Annotated in this window: 22 protein-coding genes; 10 read left to right on the plus strand and 12 right to left on the minus strand. The window is 47.9% G+C overall.

Annotation, left to right across the window (positions count from 1 at the left end):
* Nucleotides 1-17 precede the first annotated feature (17 nt).
* The 7 genes from rfbF to KS4_RS12405 all read right to left on the minus strand — a co-directional run bounded on the left by rfbF (nucleotide 18) and on the right by KS4_RS12405 (nucleotide 10,599).
* Nucleotides 18-812 (minus strand): glucose-1-phosphate cytidylyltransferase, encoded by a 795-nt coding sequence (gene rfbF / locus KS4_RS12375; RefSeq protein WP_145078522.1) that lies wholly within the window; start codon nucleotides 810-812, stop codon nucleotides 18-20.
* Between the two features lie 37 nt (nucleotides 813-849).
* A complete protein-coding gene (locus KS4_RS12380) occupies nucleotides 850-2,223 on the minus strand; it encodes an O-antigen ligase family protein (RefSeq protein WP_145078525.1) in 1,374 nt (457 codons plus the stop codon).
* 105 nt (nucleotides 2,224-2,328) lie between these two features.
* Nucleotides 2,329-3,705: an oligosaccharide flippase family protein gene (locus KS4_RS12385; protein WP_145078527.1), complete on the minus strand. Its 1,377-nt coding sequence runs from the start codon at nucleotides 3,703-3,705 to the stop codon at nucleotides 2,329-2,331.
* A 137-nt stretch (nucleotides 3,706-3,842) separates the two neighbouring features.
* Nucleotides 3,843-7,289, minus strand: a complete 3,447-nt coding sequence (locus KS4_RS12390) for a hypothetical protein (RefSeq protein ID WP_145078530.1) — start codon at nucleotides 7,287-7,289, stop codon at nucleotides 3,843-3,845.
* A gap of 436 nt (nucleotides 7,290-7,725) precedes the next feature.
* Nucleotides 7,726-8,763: an NAD-dependent epimerase/dehydratase family protein gene (locus KS4_RS12395; RefSeq protein ID WP_145078533.1), complete on the minus strand. Its 1,038-nt coding sequence runs from the start codon at nucleotides 8,761-8,763 to the stop codon at nucleotides 7,726-7,728.
* A gap of 43 nt (nucleotides 8,764-8,806) precedes the next feature.
* Nucleotides 8,807-9,862 carry a Gfo/Idh/MocA family protein gene (locus KS4_RS12400; protein ID WP_145078536.1) on the minus strand — a complete coding sequence of 352 codons (1,056 nt, stop codon included), beginning with the start codon at nucleotides 9,860-9,862 and terminating at the stop codon, nucleotides 8,807-8,809.
* Nucleotides 9,863-9,960: 98 nt separating this feature from the next.
* On the minus strand, nucleotides 9,961-10,599 hold the full coding sequence (locus KS4_RS12405; protein WP_200761221.1) for a TetR/AcrR family transcriptional regulator: 639 nt from the start codon (nucleotides 10,597-10,599) through the stop codon (nucleotides 9,961-9,963).
* Nucleotides 10,600-10,820: 221 nt separating this feature from the next.
* On the opposite strand from KS4_RS12405, the gene KS4_RS12410 reads away from it, so the two are divergent.
* Nucleotides 10,821-11,609 (plus strand): fumarylacetoacetate hydrolase family protein, encoded by a 789-nt coding sequence (locus KS4_RS12410; protein ID WP_145078542.1) that lies wholly within the window; start codon nucleotides 10,821-10,823, stop codon nucleotides 11,607-11,609.
* 81 nt (nucleotides 11,610-11,690) lie between these two features.
* Here KS4_RS12410 and KS4_RS12415 read toward each other — a convergent pair whose 3' ends face one another.
* On the minus strand, nucleotides 11,691-12,479 hold the full coding sequence (locus KS4_RS12415; RefSeq protein ID WP_145078545.1) for a helix-turn-helix domain-containing protein: 789 nt from the start codon (nucleotides 12,477-12,479) through the stop codon (nucleotides 11,691-11,693).
* 536 nt (nucleotides 12,480-13,015) lie between these two features.
* Here KS4_RS12415 and KS4_RS12420 point away from each other — a divergent pair.
* The 3 genes from KS4_RS12420 to KS4_RS12430 all read left to right on the plus strand — a co-directional run bounded on the left by KS4_RS12420 (nucleotide 13,016) and on the right by KS4_RS12430 (nucleotide 16,716).
* On the plus strand, nucleotides 13,016-13,858 hold the full coding sequence (locus KS4_RS12420) for a PEP-CTERM sorting domain-containing protein (RefSeq protein WP_145078548.1): 843 nt from the start codon (nucleotides 13,016-13,018) through the stop codon (nucleotides 13,856-13,858).
* Between the two features lie 79 nt (nucleotides 13,859-13,937).
* Nucleotides 13,938-15,338 carry a DUF5009 domain-containing protein gene (locus KS4_RS12425; protein WP_145078551.1) on the plus strand — a complete coding sequence of 467 codons (1,401 nt, stop codon included), beginning with the start codon at nucleotides 13,938-13,940 and terminating at the stop codon, nucleotides 15,336-15,338.
* A gap of 235 nt (nucleotides 15,339-15,573) precedes the next feature.
* A complete protein-coding gene (locus tag KS4_RS12430; RefSeq protein ID WP_145078554.1) occupies nucleotides 15,574-16,716 on the plus strand; it encodes a GntR family transcriptional regulator in 1,143 nt (380 codons plus the stop codon).
* A gap of 97 nt (nucleotides 16,717-16,813) precedes the next feature.
* On the opposite strand, the gene KS4_RS12435 is transcribed toward KS4_RS12430, so the two are convergent.
* Nucleotides 16,814-17,668, minus strand: coding sequence for an NAD(P)H-binding protein (locus tag KS4_RS12435; RefSeq protein WP_145078557.1), 855 nt, complete (start codon nucleotides 17,666-17,668; stop codon nucleotides 16,814-16,816).
* Between the two features lie 172 nt (nucleotides 17,669-17,840).
* On the opposite strand from KS4_RS12435, the gene KS4_RS12440 reads away from it, so the two are divergent.
* A complete protein-coding gene (locus tag KS4_RS12440) occupies nucleotides 17,841-18,815 on the plus strand; it encodes an AraC family transcriptional regulator (protein WP_145078560.1) in 975 nt (324 codons plus the stop codon).
* A gap of 13 nt (nucleotides 18,816-18,828) precedes the next feature.
* Here the strand turns inward: KS4_RS12440 and KS4_RS12445 are convergent, their stop codons facing one another.
* Nucleotides 18,829-19,701 (minus strand): sigma-70 family RNA polymerase sigma factor, encoded by an 873-nt coding sequence (locus KS4_RS12445; RefSeq protein WP_145078563.1) that lies wholly within the window; start codon nucleotides 19,699-19,701, stop codon nucleotides 18,829-18,831.
* Nucleotides 19,702-20,139: a carboxymuconolactone decarboxylase family protein gene (locus KS4_RS12450; protein ID WP_145078566.1), complete on the minus strand. Its 438-nt coding sequence runs from the start codon at nucleotides 20,137-20,139 to the stop codon at nucleotides 19,702-19,704.
* Between the two features lie 203 nt (nucleotides 20,140-20,342).
* Here KS4_RS12450 and KS4_RS18165 point away from each other — a divergent pair, with 203 nt between their 5' ends.
* The 4 genes from KS4_RS18165 (at nucleotide 20,343) to KS4_RS12470 (ending at nucleotide 21,460) form a co-directional block, all read left to right on the plus strand.
* Entirely contained in the window at nucleotides 20,343-20,597 is a 255-nt protein-coding gene (locus KS4_RS18165; RefSeq protein WP_145081639.1) for an RHS repeat-associated core domain-containing protein, read from the plus strand.
* A gap of 325 nt (nucleotides 20,598-20,922) precedes the next feature.
* On the plus strand, nucleotides 20,923-21,087 hold the full coding sequence (locus tag KS4_RS18170; protein WP_390620478.1) for a glycohydrolase toxin TNT-related protein: 165 nt from the start codon (nucleotides 20,923-20,925) through the stop codon (nucleotides 21,085-21,087).
* A complete protein-coding gene (locus KS4_RS18175; RefSeq protein WP_390620479.1) occupies nucleotides 21,057-21,191 on the plus strand; it encodes a glycohydrolase toxin TNT-related protein in 135 nt (44 codons plus the stop codon). Before KS4_RS18170 ends, KS4_RS18175 begins: the two co-directional genes overlap by 31 nt.
* Nucleotides 21,188-21,460, plus strand: coding sequence for a hypothetical protein (locus KS4_RS12470; RefSeq protein ID WP_145078569.1), 273 nt, complete (start codon nucleotides 21,188-21,190; stop codon nucleotides 21,458-21,460). The genes KS4_RS18175 and KS4_RS12470 overlap by 4 nt, the downstream gene beginning before the upstream one ends.
* A 1,149-nt stretch (nucleotides 21,461-22,609) precedes the next feature.
* Here the strand turns inward: KS4_RS12470 and KS4_RS12475 are convergent.
* Nucleotides 22,610-24,988, minus strand: coding sequence for a DUF4962 domain-containing protein (locus KS4_RS12475; RefSeq protein WP_200761223.1), 2,379 nt, complete (start codon nucleotides 24,986-24,988; stop codon nucleotides 22,610-22,612).
* A 533-nt stretch (nucleotides 24,989-25,521) separates the two neighbouring features.
* On the opposite strand from KS4_RS12475, the gene KS4_RS12480 reads away from it, so the two are divergent.
* Entirely contained in the window at nucleotides 25,522-26,634 is a 1,113-nt protein-coding gene (locus KS4_RS12480; RefSeq protein ID WP_200761224.1) for a Gfo/Idh/MocA family protein, read from the plus strand.
* Nucleotides 26,635-26,657 lie beyond the last annotated feature (23 nt).

Raw genomic sequence — 26,657 nt, forward strand, 5'->3', positions numbered from 1 at the left:
TTACGTTGAGCTTATAATTAAACATTCCAGGGTGCTTTTCCCTGCTCCCACATCCGATTGAGTGCATCACGATCTCTTTGCGTATCCATACATTGCCAGAATCCATGGTGTTTTTGTATTGCCAATTCACCATCGCTAGCTAATTGAATAAGCGGTTGTTTTTCGAGCACAAGATCCTCTGCATGATCCAGATACTTTAAGAATTTCCGTTGAAAGAAAAAATAGCCGCCGTTAATCCAGTTTTCTGAAAACTCCGGCTTTTCTTCGAAATTTTTCACAATGTGTCCATCCAGTTGAAGCTCACCAAAACGAGATGGCGGGTTCACCCCTAAGACCGTACCGATGCACCCATGTTTTTTGTGAAACCTCAACTCTTCTGCTAGATCAATATCACATACACCATCGCCATATGTCACAGCAAAATCTTCTGCCTCACCCAAATACTTACTCGCCGCACGTGACAATCTCCCACCAGTCATCGTTAATTCACCAGTATCCGCTAGCGTCACATCCCAATCTTGATCATGATCCACAGAATGAACTGTGACATTATTTGATTGTAATTCCACTGTAAAATCACTATTCATAGATGTATAGTTTAGAAAGTATGACTTTATCACATCAGCTTTATAGCCCAAACACAGAACAAACTTCTTAAAGCCATAATGCGAATAAGATCGCATGATGTGCCACAGTATCGGGTGTGACCCAATCGGAACCATCGGCTTTGGAATACGTATCGTCTCTTCTCTAAGTCTTGTGCCTAAACCGCCACACAAAACGAAAACGGGCGTATCCTCGGGTTTCGACATAACAAACAGCCTTTTTGTTAAGTTATTAACTAATTAACTAAGGGTTATCTTGTAGTTCCGCAGATACAAAGCGATCTTTTTGCTTTTGGGCCATCATGCTTTGCATCCTAATCATTGCGAAAATTTGCCGCCATGGCATGACCGTTAAACCTCCAGCGATCATCAAAGGTATCGGGTTGATCTGCGCGTTGAGTAAACGGTCAATCATAAAAATGCCAAGAATCATTGCAAGGGCAATCGAAGCTGCGAATGCGGGATGCCTCCAGAATAGTGGTGGCACACGGTATGCAAGCCGAACGAGCGGCAACATCAATATCGCAAAAAAGCTCAACAGCCCGAACATGCCAAACTGACCCAATACAATAATCCATGCTGAATCGGTTGTAGATATATCTTGCCCTTCATCATTGTACAAACGTGATCGACCGAACCCACCCCATCCAAACAATGGACGTTCCATCGCCTTATCACGAAGTAAATTTTCGTTATAAATACGGTATTCAAGTGATCCAACTCGATCTGATGGAAAAACAGATTTTGCTGCCTCAATGACGGGTGCAGCATCCCAGTCAAACACTACACGAGATGCAAGATAAATTGGCAGTGCGATTAAAACCAAGCTGATGAGAATTCTCGATTTTACATAAAATGTACTGAAATACATACCAATCCCAGCCACACCCAACACCAATGCGCCCGATGATCGACTAAACACTAAAGTTAAAAACTGTATCGCAACAAGCCACGCGATCGGCATGCCCCACATTGTTTTTAACTGTTTTGATTGCCACAAAATGACACCGCATATCGACGCTCCAGCCATCCATAACGCAAGCGTCAAGCCATTCTTCATAAACACGCGTGGCCTATACCCGCCATCACGGATCGAATGAATAAATTGATGTGCATGCTGACCGTACAATTTTAAATGTAATTGCGGGCTAATCAGCATCTCCAGCCAAATTAATGGCAAGTACAACACTGTTGCAGTAAAAATAATCACAGCCATGTCTTTGGCTTGGACTGGATTCGTCAGATACAATCGTCCTATCAAATATGGCACACCCCAAGGCAATACCGCATTCAACATACTCGACAAACCGTCGTAAACACCATCACCATTTACAATCGAACTGATAAATGGCGCTATGCACCATAGAATGATGGGCAGGTCCCACAGGCGAAGACGCAATGCAAATAGCCGCTGCTGATCATAAAAAAGAACACCTAGCATGATCGCAATGGCTGAAGCCGAAACCTTTGTATAGTCCGGCAAACCGCTCAGCCCAATCCCCAACTCCGGCAAATACATCCAACCCAACACAAAGCTCCACATCGCGGCACGATGTGGCTTCATCACTGCGAACATCACAATGACGGTTGGAATCCAAAGGACTAATGTTACCGGCACCAATATATACATTCGTCAAGCGTCCAAACGCGATACCGTCACAATCCTCACAGCATCAAACCTTTTATTGGGTATCCGAACTTCTTATTCAAAACATCTACGACATCACGACTGAAAAATCATGCTCCCCCAAAAAATCACCACACCTGAAAGTCCAAGTGCGCCAAAATCTAATACAGGTAACCAAACTTTATGTGGCCTGATCGCCCATGCAATGACCGGATATTCACTTAGCGAAGCGACTATCGCCCCAACAAGCAACCCATACAGCCCGCCGTACCATGCTCCAATCAATATCGCGACTAAAAATATCACTGCACGAATCCCCTGCATCACCATATAACGCTTAGAGTTTCGAATTGCTAGCAATATCCCCGTCGATGTCTGGTTAATAATCGTCGCGATAGAGGCCACAGCCATCAACCGCAACATCCAGCCACCTGCGTAGTACTCAGGCCTATATAACAATTCAATAATCTTATCGCCGAATATGGCAATCGCCCATATCCCCGGCAAAGCTAGCGCTAATAGCCCTGCCCGAATTCGAAACGTATTCTTACGCAAATGGTCTGACCCCTGCTCTGCCAACCTTGAATACACCGGAAACAGCGTATTGTTTGCCAAATGATTAATTGCTAGCACAATCATCGAAGCGAGCGCAAAAGCAATACTATAAATACCCAATTCTTCTTTTGTTGTAATACGACCTAATATTACCTTATCCGAATATCTCAGAACAAACATTGTTCCTGTACTAATAAAGATCGGCCACCCATAATGCAATATATCACGCACACCCTCACGCTCTAAGGTAAACCAACAACGATGCCCAGGAAGCAATAGATAAGACAGCACAACTTTTATAGACGCCTGGATCAAACTCGCAATCACCAACACCCAAACAGATCGCCAATAAAATGCGAGCCACACCAACAGCACCGTCGATATGATCTGCGTTAAGACATTCCAAATCTCAACTCTTAAATTTTTTACTTCGCGGCAGAGCAACCACATCCCCGTCGATTCAAACGACATGATCACATACGAAAAACCGACAACAATAATCATCGGCGCCATCTCCGGTGCCTTCCAGAACACCGCCATCGGATACGCAAGTACTGCAATGATCAACCACAGAATAAAGCCACGAATAATACCTGTCGTCCACACAGTATTCATGAACGACTGCTCAGCACCTCGCTTATGATTAATGATGTTCTGACCAATCCCCATATCACTGAATAGATTCGCAGCCACCACGACCGTTTGCACCAACAACATAATCCCAAATACTTCTCGCGCTAGTAAACGAGTCAGAATGAGATTACTGGCCAAACGAATCATCTGCGCCATTCCAAAACTCATCGTTACGATCGCTGTACTCTGAATCGCACGCTGTTTTAAGGAAATGCGTTGCCGCCCACTCGAAGCACCTTCTGAGCGATCGTCCCGTTCTTCATTAGCAGTTGCCTCGTCGCTCATAAGCTCAAAATACTATCCGCCCCTACCCTGTAATCCATGACTTGTAGTCAACTTCTTGCTGAACGTAACTATCTTAGTATCAATCACATCAATCGCAAAGGATTACATTATCTCTTTCCAAATCATGCCACCTCTGATCAATCGAACATCGCCAGTTCCAATCTCGCTGTTGAGGTCAGGTAATCAATCAAAGCACGATACTTGATCGCATGCTCAATCGGCTGATCTTGGTACTCCAGATGACCCCATGACCCCCATTTACTTGGCCTTCTCACATATTGATACGCCATATACATCGAGCCTCCGGATTTCTCGAAACTCTTCATATTTTCAATCATCGCCTGATACATCTCGACAGATGACTGTGCAGCAATCAACGCGCCCGTCATCGTATCATCACTGGAAACCAAATGCTGACCAGCTTCATACGAAATATAATCGATTGGCCTCCCCAATTTCTGTGACCACGCCTGTGCAAGCTGATGATGCTGCGATCGTTTATTGGTACGATTTTGAATATCCATCACCGCATGCGCCATAATCTCACCCACAGATAGAGTTGAGCCAGGATGTGCGCCAAAGTAAGCCGTCGATGCGATTGCATCAAAGCCACCATCCATCTGACTAAGTACCATCTCTGCAATCCACGGATTGGTCTCCTGCCCCGCATATACACGCACCAAACGGTTCATCTGACCGTTAAACACATCCGACCAGATATCCAAATCACGTCTTGCTTCAATACCCCACTGAGCCAGCCATCGGTGTCCAGCATTCATACTCGACAATGCAGGATTCGTCTTACCTTTATCAGTAATCCAATGGAATTGCTTAAATGCAGGATTCCAAACCTCATTTGAATACTCCACATATACCTTCAAATTCGGATCTAATTTCTCGCGAACCATTTCCGCAAACTGTCTCACATATTCATCATCAGCCTTATGTGGCATGCAAAACCATGGATTAAACTTCAGTTTATTCGCCAGTTCAATCATCAACTCAATCGCAATCGGCTTATCACACTGCGTCGCCTCAATCGGCAACGTTCGGTTATCCCATTTCACCCGCTCACTATTATTCGTCAGCTGCCAATCCATGTACCGCACCGTCCCAAACGGCTTCAGCCGCTCTAGAAACATCGGATGGAATTTATAGCCAGCCCATTTCTCACCCGGCCCACAATCTGGTGCCCAGACGCGAATATTCTTCGCATCACCCTTCACCCGAATCTGAATCCCACTATCCCTAACGATACATTCAACTTCACCATCCCCATCAAACTCAACCGTATACTCACCGTCCGGCATCTTCCCACTTATCCCCTGCATCGCTTCATATATCTTCCAGCCATTTTCTTCACGGCGATAGGTCGACTGCATAAACACATTCGTCCAAACCCATGAATCAGACCAGAATGTAACCGCTCCAAGATTCATCCCAAGGAAACCGTTTCGAATCGGCAATCGCGCATTATCCCAATCTCTAATACTCCCATCAAACGGATCATCGACGCCTCCATTATTCGTCCCGCTACCACCGCCCGTATTTCCTCCACCATTTGATCCATTACCTGTCCCACCATTACTGCTTCCACCGCCCGAATTCGTGCCATCCCCAGATCCATTACCACTACCACTTCCATTACTATTGCCACCATCTGTTCCACCACCCGTACTTCCGCTCCCTGATCCACTACCATTCGACCCTTGCGATGAACCGTCACCTGTCCCGCCACTCGCCACATCCTTCACCTCAACCCATTGCTGCAAGTATTTCGTACCCAGATCCGGTGCGCTGTAATACACAATCAGTTTATTACGGCCGCTCGGCAAACCTTCAAGCAAATCACCTGTAATCACCCAAGGTTCAGCAATATCCTGCTTTCCCCAATCCGGCACACTCTTACCCAAGCTCTCCGCCCACGCCCAATACCCAAGCTCAAACCCAGTTGGCAAATTCCCTTCAACCTTCAACTTCAAATCACCAATCGCCCCTTTCGTCAAACTCATCAACTGCCCATCCTCAAAACTCACTATGGGCATTTCCACCACACCAGGCCCATTCGGATCAACTGGATCTGCCTCTCCTTTCTTAACCGTCACCCATTTTTCAGTATATGCCGTTGTTAAATCTTTCGCCGACATATAAAAGATGATTTTATTTCGTCCTTCAGGCAGCTCTGCTATTTCCTCAGCGGTCACCCCCCAAGAGCCTCCATCTTTTACTTCACCCCAATTCGAAACAGTCTTACCCAACTCGTTCGACCACGCCCAATACCCAAGTTTAAACTCGCTCGGCAAATCTCCATTGACTTCAATATCCAAACCCTTCCCATCCCCCTTCACATACTCAACACCATTTGCCAAACTCAACTGAGGCATCGCCACAGGCTCAAGCTCAACTACAACCACATCCCCACCACCAATGCTCGAGCCCACAACCTCATTCACCGTCATCCAACAAGAGATATACTTGGTCTTATCAACCGACGACGACATATACGCCATCACCTTATACTGGCCTGGCTCAAGCAAATTCAAATCTTCACGTTTAACCACAAAGTTCCCACCAACCATCTCCTTACCCCATCCCGCCACATTCCCATTCAAAGCCTGCGACCACGCCCAATACCCAAACTTCGTATCCTTTGGCAAACCACCCTTTATCATCAACATCAAATCAATCGCATCACCTTTATCAATTTCATATCGCTGCTGTGCAAATCGAAATTCGGGTAACTTCGTAACCGCAATCTTGCCGTCTTCATCCTCAGATGCAACACCCCCCTCAATCTTTGTTTCCTTCACCAACACCCACTGCGATAAATACTTTGTCCCAAGACCATCCGCACGATAAGCCACCTGTACCTTATTACGACCCAGTGGCAATTTCGCTAATTCCCTACCATCTATCTTCCAATTAGGCGGATCAATCGTCTGATCCCAATCTGAGACAGTCCCCTTCTCCACCTCCGACCACGCCCATGCGCTGGCTTTAAATCCGCGAGGTAATGCCCCACTCACATCCAACCGCACTTCACTTGCCGCACCACGATCAATCGTCACCGTCCCTGAATGCGCAAATCTAACCACAGGCATGACCGATGTCACAACCTCAGATTTTACAGTCTCAAACTGCTCTGCAACCTCAACAATTACCGATTGCTTCTTTTTACCGAATACCCTAACCCACTTTGACCCATATTGTGTTCGTTTGCCCGGTACACTCGCATAGATCACGATCTTATAATCGCCATCCGCCAACTCACTCAACTTCTCTCCATGAATCACCCACGGCTTCTTCTGCAGCTCTTCTCCCCACCCCTTCACATTCCCCCGCTCTTTCAATGACCACGCCCAATATCCAACTTTCATCCCATCCATCTCACCACCATAAAACGAGAGCGGCAAATCGTTTTCGATTCCGCGATCAAACCCACGCCCCACATGCATGCCAACATATGGACGCGGCAGCACACTTTCCGTTGCTCCCACTTCATCAGCTATAAACAACAAACACACAGCCATACAAATCACTGCGCTGATAGCTCGAGCAACCCGCCCTCTCATTTGGCTCATCATGCTTTAACCCTACTCAACGCAACAAAACACAGTTTATGAATCACGACCCAACCACTTAACTATCCATATTAGATTATCGCCAACCAATTAGACCCAGTTCGGTGCTTTTCTCTCTTCTCTAATTCCCATAAAACTTCCCGCCACAATAATTATCACAACCCATACAACCCAACCCAACCCCGTCAGATAACCGATACCACCCCCATTCTAACATGACAAATACGCGCATATAAAAAGCCGGTAAGCAGATCTACAATTTCCTGCTGCTCACCGGCCCCTGCAGTGGTCGATAAAGATCAATCCAAATTAAACTAGATCTAGTTACCCCAATATTGATGCACTATCTAAAATCTATAAACAAAAGTTGACTTTTTATAGACAGCATTTACATCACAGCAAACTATTAGGGTACATAACAGATCTTGAACAAAATGCTCTAAAACTTCCCGCTCCGAACCTCATACTTCGTTGGCTTACCCAACAGTTCTTGCTCACCCTTCACCCAATCCGCCACATGAATCATCAACTCATCTATCCCCATCGTTGGATATCCATATCGCCGATGCCCCATCTGCCCATTGCTTAAAATCGCCTCGGCTCCTTCTTCACCACCAAACTTTACTTCTTCCCCCATTAACTCGCCCAATCGTTGTGCCGCACGTCTCACCGATAACTGTTCCGGTCCCGCAATATTCAACGCATACGGCGGCGTCCCCGCATCCTGCAAACTCAACAGCGCCATCGCATTCGCATCACGTTGCCAGATCACATTCGCCATCGGCATCCCCAGATCAATCACTTCACCCTCACGAATCCGTGTTGCGAGATCGACCAATACCCCATACCTTAATTCGCATGCATAGTTCAGCCGCAAAATCGACATTTTAGTCTTGTTCACTTGACTAAAATGCTCAAACATCCTCTCACGCCCCAAGCAGCTCATCGCATACTCGCCACACGGATTCAGTACATCACTTTCTATCGCTCCCCCTGAATGTACCGGCACCAAGCCATACACATTCCCCGTTGAAAAAGCCGCAATCGTGCTATTCTTATATTTCTTACAAACTCGTGCCGGCAAATGCGTATTCATCGCCCACGTTAAACTCTCTTGCCCTGTCGCCCCAAACTTCATCCCCGACATATACACCACATACTTCGCACGTGGCAAACCATCCACAAACTTGTCATCCAACAAATCTCCAGCAATCGTTTCAATACCCCAACTGTTCAATTTTTCCTGCATCCCACCATCACTAAACCGCGACACCCCATAAACCTTCCCACCTCTTGCCGTCTGCTCCATCGCACGCTTTGCCATCCGTCCAAGCGTCGGCCCCATCTTCCCGCCAATCCCCAAAATCATCACATCACCCTCCATCCCCATAAACATCTCCAGTACCTTACCCGTTGGCTCGGATAAGACTTCTTCCAGCCGAACCACATCATTTATTTTTCGTTTAATTTCACTCATATTTTTATCCATTCTTACTTCCCCTTCCCTACCAATGTCCTAATTAGCCACCCACCCATTCAAACCGTTCACTCACGACACTCCGCCGGAACGCATCCACTACCTCTATCGCCGCCACCATATCCTCCACTCCGACAAGCGGCCCACCTCCCTCACTCACTGCACTCGCAAACCCCTCTAACCAACGCTTAGCCATCTCACCGCAATACCCATCCACCAACTCACTCTTAACCACAACTTTCTCCGCACCACTTTCCTTCACCACCAACACCTCATCCTCCACACCCTCCCACGCAGGTGTCCACTGTATCGCCCCTTCCGTCCCCCTAATCGAAACATAGATATCCCGAACACCCGGATGCTCTTTAATCAGCCCATAGCTGATATCCAGCAGCCCCACGCAACCCCCTTCAAAACGCAGCAGTGCCTGCGCCTGATCTTCAATACTCCGAACCGGCTCCCCCACAGCCTCACCCACCTGACCACACACCTGCAGCACTTCCTTATCTAAAACCCACCTAAAAAAATCGATCCAATGCACCCCTAAATTCCACATCGGCCCTCCACCTTCCCCCTCACCCAACATCCAAGGCGAATGATCCCGTACATATCGCCATGCTCCTCCCGCATTCAATCGGCCCTCTACCGCAACCACCTCGCCAATCTCACCACTCTCAACCACCTTCTTGATCAATTCACCACACCGATGCGTCCGCCAACAATACGGCGAACTAATCTTCACACCCGGATATCGTTTCGCCGCCGCCTCAATCGCCCTAACCCCCTCAACATTGGCTGCGCACGGCTTCTCCACAATCACATGCTTCCCACAACGCGCAGCCGCTTCCACCAATCGAGGCATCTCCGTGTGCTTCTCCCACAACATCACAACATCCACCCCACCTTGTTCAATCAACTCATCCGCATTATCAAACGCCTTTAACCCGTACACCTTATTTTCTTCAGCTAAAAAATCTGCATCCCCATCACACACTGCAACCGGTTTATACATCGGCAACACATTCCATAGCGGCCAATACCACCTCGGATGCTGGTGATGCAACCCAATAAAACCGATCTTCAAAGCCCCATTCTTCATCTCATTAACCTCTATATTTACCACGACTTTCGTCACAACAACTATTTATTAATACCTTATCGCCCCATATATTTATTCAAACTGTCAACTGTCTAAATTCATTTTTTACGCAATCCATTCAGCAACAGATCCACCACATGCCGTACTCTTGCTTTTTGCCCCACCTTTGTCATCGCTTTCGCGCCAAGCAATTCTCCCATCGTGTGCTGATTCGAAAAGTAGAAAAAACACAACGCAAAAATACTCACCAGCAGCTCCGCAGCATCGATCTCTGCTCGAAACTCTCCCGCATCCTGCCCCTTATCCAACGCCAATCTCAACGCTTCAATAACCTGCGCCTTTTTGCCCTTTACCCTCAATCCCTTGATCACACGCCCATCATTCAAGTTCTCGTAACTAATCAGCCTCACAAATGCCGGATTCTCACCCAAAAACTTGTAATAGCGGCTCACCAAAACCTCCAGCAACTCATCCGCCGGAAGTAACATCGCACTCAAATCCACCTCAACTGCATAAAACCCATCGTACACCCGACCTAATGCCGCCCCATACAACCCATCTTTATCACCAAAATAGTGATACACCATCCGCTTATTCACACCCGCCAACTGACAAATTTCATCAACCCTCGCCCCTCGCGGCCCATCCGCGCTAAAGACCTCCACTGCAGCATCCAACAACTTCTCTCGTGTTGCCACCGCATCCCGCTTCACTTGTTTGCTTGCCTCTTGCTTCATAACAGCCATTATCCTCACCCCGCCATCACTCACAACCATCCCTCCAACAAACTAACCAACCCACTCACTAGTCATCTCCGCCCATCTCAACACAAACATACTATATTTCCAAAGTAACCAATTAGTTACTTGATGTCAACAATCATTTATTTTACGATACACACTAACGATCAAGAAACAATAACCCCAACCCCGGATCCCCGGCTCACCGGAGCAGCATCATGGCCAAAATCGCTCGTATCCTCCACAACAACCAACCCACACACGCACTCGTTGAATCAGAAGGCTTCCGCCTCATCGAAGGCGACATCTTTTCCTCATACAAACCCACCGACACCATCATCCCAACTAATAACGCGAAGCTCCTCGCACCGGTCGACCCACCCCAGGTCATCTGCATCGGCGCCAATTACCGCAAGCACTGCATCGAATGCAACGCTCCCATACCCGAACTCCCTCTCGTTTTCTTCAAACTCGCCAACGCCGTTGCTGGCCCCAACGACCCCATCATCATTCCCAAAATCGCGCCCGACAACGTCGACTGGGAAGCCGAACTTGTCATCGTCATAGGCAAGAAATGCAAAAACATCTCCGAAGACCAAGTTGATGCCCACATCCTCGGCTACACCTGCGGCAACGACATCTCCGCCCGTGACGTACAACTAAAAATTGACAAACTCTGGGGCCGCGGCAAAAGCATGGACAACTTCGCACCCATCGGCCCATGGATCGCCACCGACCTTGACGGCGACAACCTCGATATCTCACTCACACTCAACGGCGAAACTCGACAAAACTCCAACTCATCCGATCTCATCTTCTCTTGCCGGCATATCGCCTCCTACCTCTCCCACTCCATGACACTCCTCCCAGGCACCATCATCATGACCGGTACGCCCTCCGGCGTCGGCATGTCTGCCAACCCACAACGATTCCTCAAAGAAGGCGACAAACTCACTGTCTCCATCCAAGGCATCGGCGAACTCCACAACCACGTCATCAACGAATAAAAAGCCTAAAGGCACTCACACAAACACAAAAAAGCAACGCATTTTGCGTTGCTTTTTACTTTCTATTATTTTTACAACCATTCAACTCAGTGGCCGCTCCCCAAGCATATCCAAAATCACCTCGCACAAATCTTCCCCTCGATGATTATGCCGATACTCACTTTCTTTCAAACACAAGTAAAACGAATCATCCCTAACCCCCCTTAATCGCGCAAACCTTGCCCTCGCTCGGTCCCAGAAACTCTCCAAACTATTCGCATCTCTCAAACGATAGATCGCATCACCCACACCATTCACACCACCCCCTGCCGGGTACACACGTCGGTAGACATCATACCATTCCCCATCCACATCACTTTCCGCAATCTCGCGCAATCGCTCCCGAATATCATCACCCTGTTCACCAAACCATCCGCACAAGTCTCCACCTTCATCAAATACATCACCCAACTCAAACACCCGTGTATACACACATGCCTCCACCCGCCCAACCACAAATGGTATCAGCCAATCACTCAACATATTTCGCCCTACCCCATCACTCTCAACAACACACGCACGCCTTTTCACCATCACCCACATCCGATCAAAACCTTGAATCCCCACTTCTCGTGGTTCTTCAAGAACAGCCACACCACTCTTTACCCCCAACACTTCCCCGCTAACATTCACAACCATCGCACCACCCATCACACGCCCAACACCCACCCGATCTGCATGAACTTCACACGCTTCTGCAATACGCAACCGTAATTTATGCAGCACCCGATTGACTGAATTACGATTCACGCCAACACACCGCGCAATCTCCTTCGCATGATGCTCTTCGACAAATAGTTGCACCAACAACCGAAACTGCGTTTCACTCATCCGAGATCTTTTAAAATAACTGTTCGCCATACGCCAAATCGCCTGTCAGAGATTGCTATTCACCCTACATCGCATTAACCAAGATCATATTAACATGATAATCTATATATACAAGCTGTATCATATGCACTCCTAAAAAATGCGTTATACGCCCATTAAAGAGCAATTAAACCCGACCAAACACAGTTAAACAGTATTTTCAATCATAAATGTATAAATAAGGCTAGACAGGACTCACAATTTATATACCATACGTATATACAAGATTAACAAACTGTAGAAACACACCTCCTCAGTAACGCAAACCACGCAAACCAATACCCATGCACACTTGACCGCAAAACCTCATTCTCAAACTAGGCATGAGTACCAAAACACCGCTAAAAACCAGTTGTATACAGCCATCTGAGATGTATGTTTTGATATCACAAATACAAGAATCATGACGGGCACCATTCCGCCCATTCGTTTTTTTCTTATTAATCATATTTTTCGAACAACATTGCAATTCAAAGTATGCAAAAGGAGAACTGGAGATGCACGCATTCAAAGCACTTATCTGTACTGCGACAATGATCGCTACAACGGCCACACTCGGTGCAGCCGAAATCACACTACAGAACGGACTTGACGGCTACAACGGTATGACCGACTCTTGGCTTACCGGCGGAAATGCCACATGGGAAAACACGACCTACGGCACATCTGGTGGAGCCTACGGCAACATCCTCGGCGGCGCTGGCGGCGCAGCTCGTCGTGTCGTCCAACAATGGGACCTCAGCTCACTCAAGGGCAAAGTCGCTAAAATCAACAGCGCACGTATCTACACCATGGCAACAGGTGGCAACCAAACCAACATCAACATCTATAAAATCGCATCCACCAACGCCTCCTGGACCGATGCCCAAACCGGCACCGATTATACCGGCTGGGATCGCACCGAAGTTTGCTGGCGTGCACGCAAAGCCGGTGACGGCGACTCACACTGGCTTAACGAAGCCGGCGAAGTCCAATACGGCATCATCTCTGATTCATCCAAACTCATCGGCCAAAACACCGCAATCGCCGGTACCATCGCCAGCAACGTCAATATCTTCTTTGACATCGACGTCGACACCATCAAAGAATGGATCGACTCTCCTGAACTCAACGCAGGTATGGTCTACAACACTGACAACGAATTTACATCCGGCAAATTCTTCGTCATCGGCTCACAAATCTTCGGTTCACCCGGAACCCCTCCTGTCGAAGATGACGGCTACGGCAACACAATCGCTTACTACCCACGCCTCGTCATCGACTACACCGAAGTCCCTGAGCCAGCATCACTCGCGCTCATCGGCCTCGGCGGTCTCGCATTCCTCTCTCGCCGCAAGTAAGCAATAATCCAAACGTTTTACCAACCCACGCAGCCCTGCAATTTCCGCCGGGCTGCGTTTTTATTATCATCTATAAATCATGACATCCACAACACATACAGCATCAATTCCATCCCTAAATCAAACCGCCTCATCACCTCGCATCATCTCTATCGACATCCTACGCGGTTTCATCATGCTCACCATGCTCTTCGTCAACGACGTTGCCGAAACACCAAAGCTCTGGTGGTGGTCAAAACACTTCTACCCATACAACGAATCCGGCATGACCTACGTCGACGTCGTCTTCCCCGCATTCCTCTTTATAGTTGGCCTATCCGTCCCCTTCGCCCTCTCAAAACAACTACAAACCAAACCACTCCACAAAGTCTTACTCCACGTCCTCACACGCTCAGCCTCACTCCTCTTACTCGGCTTCTTCACCGTCAACGGCCCTGACTTCGAAAAAATGGGTTGGCACAATGCCGTTTGGCACATCCTCGTCTACTCGTCTTGCATCGCTTTATTTCTCCAATTCCCCAAACCTAATCCCGAACAACGATCTAACCGTAAGATAGTTCTTTTAAAATACACAAGCATCACAATCAAGGCTCTCGCCACTATCGGCCTCTTCATCGCTTGGTATTACTTCCAAGACAAGAACGGCAACCCAATGCAACGACATTGGTGGGGCATCCTAGGCCTCATCGGATGGACTTACCTCTGCACCTCACTCATCTACATTGTCTTCCGAAAAAACATCTTCGCCCTCGCAATCGTCATGGCCATACTCATCGCCATGTACCTCGGCCATCAACCAATCCAACCCGCCACATGGCAGCTCCCTGCAAACAATGCCTTCAATTCCATCCCTCATCACAACTTCATCTTTAAACTCAAATACATCCCAATGTCCACCACCATACTCACCGCCATCTCTCTCGCCGGCGCACTCCTCGGCTCCACCATCAAAAACGGCTCCCCTAACACTAACGGATCTCTCACAAACACAAACGCAGCAAAACTCAAATTCGCACTCCTTTTTGCCGCCGCACTCGCGCTCGCAGGCTACTGCATGCAATACCCACATGGCATCCTCAAGAACAGTTCCTCACCAGCATGGGCTCTCTACTCCGCAGCCATCACCGCCGCACTCTGGGCAATCTTCTTCCTCCTCTTCGACATGCTCAATTTCAGGAAAATCGGCTCCGCCCTCGCCTACGCAGGCCAAAACGCATTGCTCGCATATCTCATCGCCCCACTCTTCCTCTTCTCACAAATCTTCATCAACACCTACACCTGCATCAACCCCAAACTCACACTCGAACAACAATTCTGGATCACCCCACTCGCCTTCACATACGACAAAATCAATATGTTCGGCCACACCATTACCTTCCTACAACCCTTCACAGGCATCGCAAAATCCATACTCCTCGCCATCCTTATCCTCGTTTTCACCGCATTCCTCGCCCGCAAAAAAATCTTCCTCAAACTCTAATCACCATCCGCGAAACTACACAAACTGTCATGACATGCCCTCACGCCCCCACATTCCACCCCTACCAGAATCCCTCCTAATTTAACGAATGTAACACCCTTTACATCATTGAATTATGAATTTGCCACTTTCTCTCCCCCCAATATTGTTTTTCTGACAAAGATCAATAATAATGACAGGTGGACGCTCTAATTTCGCCTCCATGACGACTTAACTGACCACCGAGAGATCAACATTGGCCACACAATCCACCAAATCCAAACCCGTCTCAAATGCCGCAAAGCACGTCCAAATCAGCGATTATCTCCGCAAACTCATCCGCTCTAAAAAACTCCCACCCCGCCACATGCTCGAATCCGAAGCCGAACTCTGTGAGCGATTCAACGTCTCACGCGGCCCCGTACGCCAAGCACTCGCTGCTCTCGAACAAGACGGGCTCATCTACCGCATCTCCGGCAGAGGCTCATTCGTAGCACCTCGCAATAAATCCGCCGCAACACCGAACACCACATCCCCCATTCCCACACCACAAACTGAAACCCCCACCATCTGGCTACTCCCTGTTGGGGGCGAAGACATCCACAACCTGATCTTCGCAGGCCTACTCTCAGGCCTCGAAAAAGGCGCAGCACAACACAACGCTTCCATTCTCGTCAGCTCACTCGACAACAACCAACACACCATTAATCAGCACAACCAAAACATCAAAGGCATCTTCACCTCATACGCGTCAACCGAAATCCTCTCCGCTGATTTCGCCAAAGACCTACCCAAAGTTTGGCTCATGTCCCGACGAATCGAATGCCCTCACCACATCGACGCCGTTTCGCCCGACAACAACACCATCGGCCAAATCGCCGCCAACTACCTCATCGAGCAAGGCCATAAACACCTCGCCTTCTTCTCAACCATGTCCGGCGATCCCTCTTGCAACCAACGACTTCCCGGCTTCCTCACCGCCGCCGGCAGCGCAGGCGTCAAAACCACCGTCATTGACGATACACTCCTACCCGATCATCCCCCCATCAGCTCTTTCTCCGAAGTCGACCAAACACTGATCAATAAACTCGTCGACATTTACCTCAAACTCACACCCCGCCCCACCGGTATGTTCATCATCGGCGACCACCACACCGCATTAGCTCAACCTGTTTTGCAGAAAAAAGGCTTAAAAATAGGCAAAGATCTCCAAATCATTTCCTGCAACAACAACAAAAACATCCTCAACATGATCAACCCTCGCCCCGTTACAATCGACATGAATCTCGAAGACATGGGCGTAGCCGCCGCCCACATCATGGCCTACAGAACCGCAAACCCCAACTCTTCTCTCCCCCCAATGAACATCACACCAAACCCAACACTCATCCTCCCATAAAAACGCCTACCTATTTAAATACCAAAGCCGACCTAATCGCCCATTAGATCGGCTTCTTTTTTATACACTCTCCCTCCCCATTCAATAAGACCTCTCATCACGCCTTCACATTCACCTCCCATACCCCATTCTTAACCGCCTCATCAACATATGCACGAAAATCTTTCGCATCCCTCCCTAAAACCCGCTTCACATCATCCGTCACATATGCATTCCGACCATCCATCAGTTCACCAAACAAATACCGCAGCATCCCCACATAATCTTCCGGCATGCCCTGCCCCAACAACCCAGCAACAAACGCATCCATCTCAATCGCCTCATACACCACACGCCGACCACTCCTACTCGATATCTCAACAGCAACTTCATCAAAATCCATCAACCGCGGCCCCGTCAGTTCATATACCTCACCACCATGCCCATCACCCATCAACACCGCCACCACAACATCCGCAATATCCTCCACATCAATAAACGGCTCCTTCACATCACCTGCAGGCAGCACGATCAAACCACCCATCACCAACTCATAAAACTCCCCCTCATCAAAGTTCTGATTAAACCATGCCGGCCTCACCACCGTCACATCAACCCCCTCTTTACCTAAGACCGCTTCTTCCGCCGCCAATGCTTTCGCCTCACCTCGCCCTGACAGCAGCACCAATTTCTTCACACCCATTCCAATCGCCAGATCCGCAAACGCTCCCACCGTCTCCCGCGCCCCCGGCACAGACAAATCCGGAACATACGCCATATACACCGCATCTACTCTCTCTAATGCACCCGCCCAACTCGTACGATCACCCCAATCAAAGACCACATCACCCGACCGTGACCCACGCCTCACCTCAACATCCTTCCCCATCAATTTCATCGCGACGCGACGCCCCGTCTTACCATTCCCCGGCACGACCAATACCCTCATCTTTTTACCTGTTCTCGCTTGCATGACGTATCTCCAATCATCAACGTTTATCTCCAAGATCAACCAACACGATCGATCACTGCGAGTACAGTATCGTCTCAATATTAAAGACGTTCTATGACGTATGATCCATATTTACATACTATTCGTCCGTTTTAACTCGTTTTAACATCCACCCTCTGTTATCATCAATCCTATGCCTGAGAACAAGTCAACCTGCAACCCCAGCTGTATCCCCCTTTCCACCGATCCCCTCGGACAGACCCTGCACTCCTTCCGAATGAGCGGCCTCGTCTACGCAAAATCATCACTCTCCGCGCCTTGGGGCGCCGCCATGCCCCCCATGCCCGGCTGCCTCCTCTTCCACGTTGTCACTGCCGGCCAATGCCTCATCCAGCTCCCAGACCAACCCATCATCTCCCTCACACCCGGCCAATTCGCCCTCATCCCCCACGGCCTCGGGCACAACATCCTCTCAGACCCCGACACACCCCCCATCCCCTTCTTCGATCTCCCCGTCCAACAAATCACACCACACTACGAAATCCTCAACTACGGCGGTGGCGGCGAACACACCTCCCTCATCTGCGGCGCCGTCCGCTTCGACAATCCCGCCGCAACCGATCTCGTCAAACAACTACCCAACATCATCCACCTTGAGACATGGGGCACAACCGACGCCGAAGCCATGCATGCAACACTCCGACTCATCGCCGCCGAAGCCGAAGCACAACAACCCGGCGGCGACACCATCATCACACGCCTCGCCGACATCCTCGTCATCCAAGCCATCCGGCGCTGGCTCGACCAAAGCCCCGAAGCACAATCAGGCTGGCTCGGCGCACTCAAAGACGAACGCATCGGCCCCGCCATCCTCAACATCCACAACAACCCCGCTCAAAACTGGACCGTTGAATCGCTCGCAAAATCCGCTCACATGTCTCGTTCCGCCTTCGCCGCTCGATTCATGCAAACCGTTGGCGAATCCCCACTCAAATACCTCACCCGATACCGTATGCACACCGCCGCAACTTGGCTCCGCGATTCCGACATCTCACTCATCGACTGCGCCCTCAAACTCGGCTACACCTCCGAAGCCGCCTTCAGCCGCGCGTTCAAACGCACCCTCAACCAATCCCCCGGCTTATACCGCAGCAATCAACCTATCTAACTCTCGAATAGACTCAATCAAACTGTGCCAACTTATCCGGGTTCCGCATCACAAACACAGATCGCACGCGCCACTCCTCATCAAACGCAAAGCGAACACAACTCACAACCACACCCTCATGCCGGTATATCAACGCCACTTCACCATTCATTAAAACCTTCATCTGCCCCCCGTCGTGCCAATTCGGATGCAACACATCCTTCACAAAAGCCATCACCTCCATCGGCCCATGCAACAACCGGTCCACTGCCACAGCCTTACCACCATGATCCGCGATCAACTCAACATCTTTCACCAGCATCGCCTCTAACGGCTTCATTTCCCCTGTCTTAATCGCCTCAACAAAATGTCCCAACATCACGCTCGCATGGGCCGCATCATATTGATGCCCAACGCCATCACGCTCCAGCCGCTGTTTTGCACGCGAAAATAGCTTGCGCCCTCCCGCCTCCGACACACCCATAATCTCACTGATATCCGTATACGGATAATCAAATATTTCACGCAGAATAAAGACAAGCCGTTCACGCGCTGAAAGTTTGTCCATCATCAACATAAACGCGGTCGATAACGTTTCATCGTATTCAAACGACTCCCCAAACCTACTCACCCGCCCATCACCAATCGGCTCCGGTAGCCATGGCCCAACGTATCGTTCACGCTCTCTTTTTAAAACCTTGAGCCGATCCAAGCTAACCCGCGAACAAACCGTCATCAGCCAACCACCAGCATTCTCAATCACATCACGATTCGCCAACCATTTCACATACGTATCCTGCACCGCATCCTCAGCATCAGCATGACTGCCAAGCATACGATAAGCCAAGCCCATCAACCGTGGCTTCACTTCCAAAAACACCCGAGTTCTACGATCCGCGTCAATCATCTAATACGTCGATATTTGCAGCCGATTCCAAATATTGATCATACCAATAATGCTCGTCAAGCCAGCAACTTCCTTAGCATTAAAATGCATCAACAATACACCACGAATTCTGCTGTGTTCATCTGTCCGATCTAAACGAGTCAGCGCTTCTGTATATTCCAGTGCAGCCTTTTCTCCCTCAGTAAACAGATCAACATGCTGCCAAGCCGAAAGCAAATCCAATTTTTCCTGCGATTCACCTTCTTGCCGCGCATCCTTTAAGTGGTACGCGATACAAAACGCACATCCATTAATCTGCGAAGCCCGCAACATCACCATATGACACAAACGGGAATCAATACCCGTCTTCGCAATCTCTTCATGGACCTCATGCAATAGCTCAAAAACCCTCGGCAATTCCTGCTCCAAATCCACCTGATTTTCTGTCTTCATGTCCATCACAAACTCCTAAGCTAACCTGTTAAAACACAAAACTATTGAACCACCAAAAGTAAGACGATTCACCCTACCACACTGTGACACGTTCTGTAAAATAAACATCAATTTCTTTATTCCCATCACTACCACTCCACTTCAAACCACCAATTCCCCCCATCTAAACCAACACCCTCGCCAAAACATTCCAGCCCTTTCTCCCCCACATCACCGGCAACCCCCTCTCTACATCTGCATACAACAACCCATACGGCTTCACCGGCCGACGTTACGATTCAAAATCCAAACTGTATCACGACCGTCGCCGCGCCTACAGCCCTGAGTTAGGTCGTTTCCTCCAACGCGACCCCGCCGGCTACGTCGATGGCTACAACCTCTATGCATATGTTAGAAACACCCCACCACGATTCATTGACCCATCTAGCAAGGCAATCGTTGAAATGATGAATCAAATGATGTAATGACATGTACTTGGAATCACTGATTTGGCGCCAATTAGCACGTATTTCCAAGAGAGTAGTGATACATAGACAGGCTATTCGATACAAATTTGCAGCAGCTACTGGAGCTGCTGAGGAAAAGATGATGCTCAGCCGGATGGATGATGTCGCTAGAGTTGCAACGACAACAAGGTCCGCAACAGCATATGACAATCTGAATTAAACTGGAAATATTCACAAATATCCAAATGATGTTTCTAAGGTTAATATTAATTGGTTAAATCCAAAACCAGCAGAAAAGGACTGCCCCGATCATGCTGGCTTTATAGCATCACTCTATAAAGATATCCTACAGCCTAGTTACAGAGTAGACAGATATGGGTATAGAGAGGGCAAATTTGTTTCACCGCTGGAAACTCCATTTGAATATCGAGCGTTACCACACTATAAAATCAATGATCCATATGAATTTTCGAGTTTATTAAACCATATGAAGTGGATTCAGGACTGATCGCACCTTGGTTTGAGCAACCGAGAATGGGTGTTCAACATCATTTACCTAAATCTCTTGAAGAATTGCTAGATGATGAGATTATTAAGGAAATAAACGAATGAATATATCTAAACTTAAACGGTTATTGAAGCAACATTGTATAAGTCCCAAAGCATATGCTCTAGAAAAACCGGACGTTTGGTTTGAAGGTTATTATCTTGAAGAAAATACCGATTGCTGGATCATTTATTACATTGAAAGAGGTGAAAAAGATCAACGCAATTCATTTGATCAAGAATGTGATGCATGTGAATGTTTTCTTGAAGAACTGTTAAGTGATCCAACAACACGGATAAAAACAGCAAGAAAAAGGGGTGTAGAGGAGAAATAGAAAATGTAAAAAATACACTGTAAAATACCTTCTTTTGTGTAGATGAATACGGGATTATGAATGAGTACTGCAATCATCGCTAGCACGGTTAATGCCGTGTTAAGCTTTGTTTTAATATGCTCATCACGGTTCGATCTGCCATCGCTGGCCATAGATTTGATCATAAAATGCAGTTGTCATCAGAAAACGGTGTCTGCCAGCTAGGGTCACAAAAGATGATCGGGATCTTTAATTTGATGTTTTCTACCCCGTTATAAAGACAAATATTTAGAACTCTATTCAAGCATTAAATTATTTTAGGTGTTTCACGTTGGACGAATTAATCTAATCAATGGTTATGCCGCCAAGTTTTAGCAAGTATATTTCAAGCCTCGCATCAAGTCATACCTTTTTACAGCATCCAAGAACGCTTCGTTATCGCAATCATATCGAGCACAACCGCCCCCTTTCCTCCCCTCAATCTCTGTCTTTTTCCACGCATCGACTCTCTAAAATCTCGCACCCCAAATAGCTCATTTATCTCCGAGTGGATATCAACTCAATCCATTCTTCAGCACGTCCTGGCAAACAGCAAATAGCGCCATAAATCCATCCAAAGACCACCACCCAATCATCAAGTTGCAACATAAACATGAGCACACGACGCACGCGTAAAGTCCACGAGCAGCCTCCCATCTTGAAACTGAAAATCTTTTTAAAAGCGCACAAACGCGCCTTTGCCGCTATTCGCACTCGTGTGGCAAATTCAGTTAGCGCGCGGTTATCACCCAAAGTTTGCTATTCTTTAGCCATTTCTCACCAAAGCCAGCCCATTTTGACTACGGGTAAGTCACTGATTTGGAGATTTCGTGCGCACAAACCCGCCGCGACCAAAGAAAAAACGCGCGTTTGTGCGCGCGTTTTTATCTATTTAACACTGTTAAATAGCGCCATTCTAGCGCACATAACCAACATATACCTAACCATCTATTAGACGCATCCCCCTCTCCTCTTCTCAGCATCTCCCCACCATCACCATGCAATCCCAATCTTCCCAAAAGCGCGACAATCCCCCTCCCCCCCTTTTTTTCACTCATCCGGCCCCCTCTTTGATGATCATCTACACAGATAATCTTTCCTCAGTCAATCTACTTTGTGTTTATGAGCAGATCAATCAAGACCTTCAATTTGAATATCGCCATCGTTAACATCAATGCGAGCCGTTACTTCACGGCCATCGACTCTAGCCTTGATCACAAATATTTCGCCTATCTTATTAATAGACAATGGACGTGTTTTCCATCGCTTGCCATTCACAAACCCGTCAACCACTGAAAGCATCACCATTTTCTCAGCTTTTTTATCGATTTTAATTGTCAGATGTGACTGCTTAAATCCGTCCATTCCTGAAGGAGCCGGGCTGAACTTATCCGTCTGCGACATCGCAACCCCTTGCGGCCAAAGGTATTGCACTTCACAACTCATATCGCCCTTAACTACTTTCACCTTCTTCAACTCGCTCCCATCATCCATCACTTCAAACGGATTAATTGCATGCAGCAGATATTGATACGTGACTGGTTTGGTTGCATCCAGCACATCAACAATCACAACACCCTGCTTACCTAAGCGCAACACTTTACGGTCAAAGCGTTTAACAAGGCCTTCATAATTGTTCTCAACGCGGCCAACCGCATACGCAACACCATTCTTACTCCACCACTCAACAATATCCCCAACACTATCCCGATGATGACGCATCTGCGATTTACCATCAACCATGATGTTATTTGTGCTGCGTGTATGCCACATCCAATCACGATGATGAGGTGAACCATAACCATCACGCCGACCAGTCTTTACAAGCAGATCTTCACCGCCAAGCGAAAGGTTAAACGAGTTGTTTGATTCATACCCATGCGATTGCATACCGAATGGTGACGATTTGAATAGCACCTGCATATTGTCTTTTGCCAAAAGCAGGTTGGTATTCATCACCGATAAACCGATGCCTTTGAAAAGTTTATCATTGGGCATCTCGGCGAGTGATTTCGTATTTGTCTTTGCGCCTGCGTAGTAACGACGCATGATGTCAACGTAAAAATTGAAGTCGTAACCCTTTGCATACGGATCATCGATCTTCAGATTGTCGACGCGGCGGACATAGTCAGCCCAGTATGGGTTGCCGGAATTCTTGGCCATCGTATCGATGAGCGGGCTGATACGCGCGGAGTTGATATGGCGGGTCAGATCGCCAAAGCCGGCTGAATGATCACCGGGCGGTAAGATGTAAATCGGGTACCAACCTAGATTTGTGAGGGTTGATTTATCGAATGCATTCACATCAAATGCGGTCCGCATGACATCGGCCCACCACATGAACATGCTGAGGTATGAGCGGTAGTAGGCAGTGCCTTCGTGCCATCCACCGTCTTCATCTGACCAGACTGGATAGGAGCTGCCAAAAATCTGCATAGCATAGTAGGCCCATTCTTCGGCTTCGGGGATATCGCCATAGAAAGCAACACCGGCTTCACCGAGCATATGCCAACCACGGTTATTGTGGCTGTTGTAAGGCTTCCACATGTGCTGATGTTTTTTATACAGCCATTGATAGGCATCGTTGCCGCGAGCGGTCATCATGGTGATGGCTTTTTGACGCTGCTCATCGGTAAGTTCATGCCTAACTAATGAATAGATACGTGAATACAGATATAGGATTGGCATTGCGGCTTCATCGTTATAAACCCAGCCGGTTGAGCCTTTGGTATCCCATTCGGTAATGTCCATCAAAACGCGGATCACTTCATCACGATACTTGGGATTCGGTTTGATCGTGTGGGCGAGCGCAAGGTTGAGGGATGCGACGAGCATGTCGTTGACTCTTGTACGATTTCCCCACCATATTTTTCGCCATTGCTCTGCGTTTTTCTGTTGTGTTACACCTTCGGGATAGGTGGGTGGGTCGGTGGTATCGAAGCCTTCTTTTAAACGTTTTTCACATATTGTGATGAGGTTTTTATATTGGCTACGCAGGTGGCCTGCGAGCATTTGCTTGCGCAAATCGGGGAGATCTTCTGGTCGAATGAAGAGACGTGGGTGAGCTTGGGGCAAGCGTTTAAAGAGTTCTTCGCGAGTCGGCATTGTAAAAGGACGAGCATTGCCAGTCACTTTGAAGCTGCGTGTACGGCTCCAGCCAGAAGCGTTATTTTGATCGTTGTAGAAACGGAAACGCCAAAAGAATTGCCCTGTACCGATTTGTTGAGATGGGACGTGTCCTGAGTAGCGAGGAACTTTGACTTGATAGACGATGTCGCGGAATCTGCTATCGCGTGCGATTTGCAAAACGTAACCTGTGGCGTTGGCTTGTGGCCTCCATGAGAAGAAGGGTGCATCCTGAGCAACTGTTGAGTTGTCGTCGGGCTTGAAACCCCACTCACCAACGGCGCCTTCACGATCATCAAGCTTGAGTTGAGCTTGGGTAGGCGAGGTACATGCTGCAAATGTGATGAATAGCATGAGGATAATCAATGAAAGACGGTAAAACATGGCCACTTCCTGTATATACATGTAAGGTCAAATTCCCACTGACCTGTACAGTATAATCTACAGAAATATATGGGGCGATCAACCGAGAAATCGCAGAAATGAGATAATAACTCACGTGTGGTGTTCTTGTGTTATGAAAAGCTGGCCTGACGCGATTGATTCACATGGCTATTGAGTGACGATAAAATAGATTAGTATAGCTGTGATCCATCCAGGGTGCGGGCCTGCGAATGAATTATGAAGTATTTTTCCCTTATTTAATGTATGTTTTGAACAAAATATACTTGGACTATGAAGAACGGGCATCACATTTTGATCTTAAGAACGTGCTTGCACACGGCATTGAATTATCCAAATTACTAATATTCTCTGTGCTATATCATTGCGATTGCGGGTCAAACAGGGTGCTAACAAAGGGTATGATCGGAACACTAGCCGCTAAGGAGACCAAGAAGAATACTTGACAACTTGTATATACACTCTAAACTTAAAATGTGGGTCGAGAATCAGATAACACTTATGGAGTGAGAAAAGTGAATTGCGCTTCAAATCATGATTATGATCGGCCGATCCGGGTAGGTATTGCAGGACTTGGACGGAGCGGATGGCACATCCACGCAATGGCGATGGATGCGGTCGGGCAAGAAAAGTACGAAATCTGCGCGGTATTCGATTTGGACACTGCGAGAAGTCAGGAGGCGGTTGATAAATTCAGTGCGGTTGCATGCGAAAGCTACGAAGAACTGGCAAGATTCGAGGGGATTGACCTGATCGTCGTCGCAACGCCGAACCATTTGCATGCTGAACATGCGATGAAGGCATTGCAGCATGGTAAGCATGTGGTGATTGAGAAACCATTAGGCTGCAGTGTCGCTGAAGTATTACCTGTTATTGCGTATGCCAACAAAAAGGGGCTGATTTGCGCCCCGTACCAGAACAGGCGATACGATCCACATTTTCTGAAAGTAATGGAAATCGTCAAGAGCGGCGTGCTTGGACGCGTCTTCCAGATCAATATGACAGTCCATGCTTTTACGCGACGATGGGACTGGCAAACACTGAAGGAATTTGGCGGTGGGATGTTGAACAATACGGGAGCCCATTTTGCAGACCAAGCCATTCAGTTTATCGACGGCGATAACCTTGATGTTTTCTGCCATTTTGATCGGGCTTTATCGATGGGTGACGCAGACGATCATGCGATGATTATGATGCGAAGCCCGGGCAACCCATTTGTTATGCTGGAACTTTCCAGCGCATGTGCCAAGGCATCGGATTTATGGCTGGTGATGGGCGATCGCGGCACACTGTGGGGAAATATGAACGAATTGCACTGGAAAACAACGAATTTCGACGAGCTCCCAGAGCATGAAGTACTAAGAACACCCACAGAGAATCGTTGGTATCAATTCGAGGAAGTGCCTTGGGAAGAACACCACTGGAAGCTTGAGGGTGATGAGGCGAAGCCAACGTGGACGCTTGAAAAATATTACGTTGATCTCTATGCAACGATTAGACAGGGAAGCCAACTATACGTTTCACCTGAAAGCGTCATCAGGCAGATGCGCGTTCTCGAGCAAGCAAGGGATTCTGCGGAAGCATTTTGGAGTAAGGCAAACCTCAAGCCAGTTCAACTCAACGCATAACACAAATCAGTGCTATCTAGTGG

The organism is Poriferisphaera corsica (assembly GCF_007747445.1).
GTDB lineage: Bacteria > Planctomycetota > Phycisphaerae > Phycisphaerales > Phycisphaeraceae > Poriferisphaera > Poriferisphaera corsica.

Coding starts and splice junctions, on each gene's coding strand:
- KS4_RS12470 (WP_145078569.1), top strand. CDS start 21,188: ATGAATATATCTAAACTTAAACGGTTATTGAAGCAACATTGTATAAGT.
- KS4_RS12415 (WP_145078545.1), bottom strand. CDS start 12,479: ATGAGTGAAACGCAGTTTCGGTTGTTGGTGCAACTATTTGTCGAAGAG.
- KS4_RS12410 (WP_145078542.1), top strand. CDS start 10,821: ATGGCCAAAATCGCTCGTATCCTCCACAACAACCAACCCACACACGCA.
- KS4_RS12385 (WP_145078527.1), bottom strand. CDS start 3,705: ATGAGCGACGAGGCAACTGCTAATGAAGAACGGGACGATCGCTCAGAA.
- KS4_RS12425 (WP_145078551.1), top strand. CDS start 13,938: ATGACATCCACAACACATACAGCATCAATTCCATCCCTAAATCAAACC.
- KS4_RS12475 (WP_200761223.1), bottom strand. CDS start 24,988: ATGTTTTACCGTCTTTCATTGATTATCCTCATGCTATTCATCACATTT.
- KS4_RS12440 (WP_145078560.1), top strand. CDS start 17,841: ATGCCTGAGAACAAGTCAACCTGCAACCCCAGCTGTATCCCCCTTTCC.
- KS4_RS12450 (WP_145078566.1), bottom strand. CDS start 20,139: ATGGACATGAAGACAGAAAATCAGGTGGATTTGGAGCAGGAATTGCCG.
- KS4_RS12395 (WP_145078533.1), bottom strand. CDS start 8,763: ATGAGTGAAATTAAACGAAAAATAAATGATGTGGTTCGGCTGGAAGAA.
- KS4_RS12390 (WP_145078530.1), bottom strand. CDS start 7,289: ATGATGAGCCAAATGAGAGGGCGGGTTGCTCGAGCTATCAGCGCAGTG.
- rfbF (WP_145078522.1), bottom strand. CDS start 812: ATGTCGAAACCCGAGGATACGCCCGTTTTCGTTTTGTGTGGCGGTTTA.
- KS4_RS12405 (WP_200761221.1), bottom strand. CDS start 10,599: ATGAAGCAAGAGGCAAGCAAACAAGTGAAGCGGGATGCGGTGGCAACA.
- KS4_RS12435 (WP_145078557.1), bottom strand. CDS start 17,668: ATGCAAGCGAGAACAGGTAAAAAGATGAGGGTATTGGTCGTGCCGGGG.
- KS4_RS12445 (WP_145078563.1), bottom strand. CDS start 19,701: ATGATTGACGCGGATCGTAGAACTCGGGTGTTTTTGGAAGTGAAGCCA.
- KS4_RS12420 (WP_145078548.1), top strand. CDS start 13,016: ATGCACGCATTCAAAGCACTTATCTGTACTGCGACAATGATCGCTACA.
- KS4_RS12400 (WP_145078536.1), bottom strand. CDS start 9,862: ATGAAGAATGGGGCTTTGAAGATCGGTTTTATTGGGTTGCATCACCAG.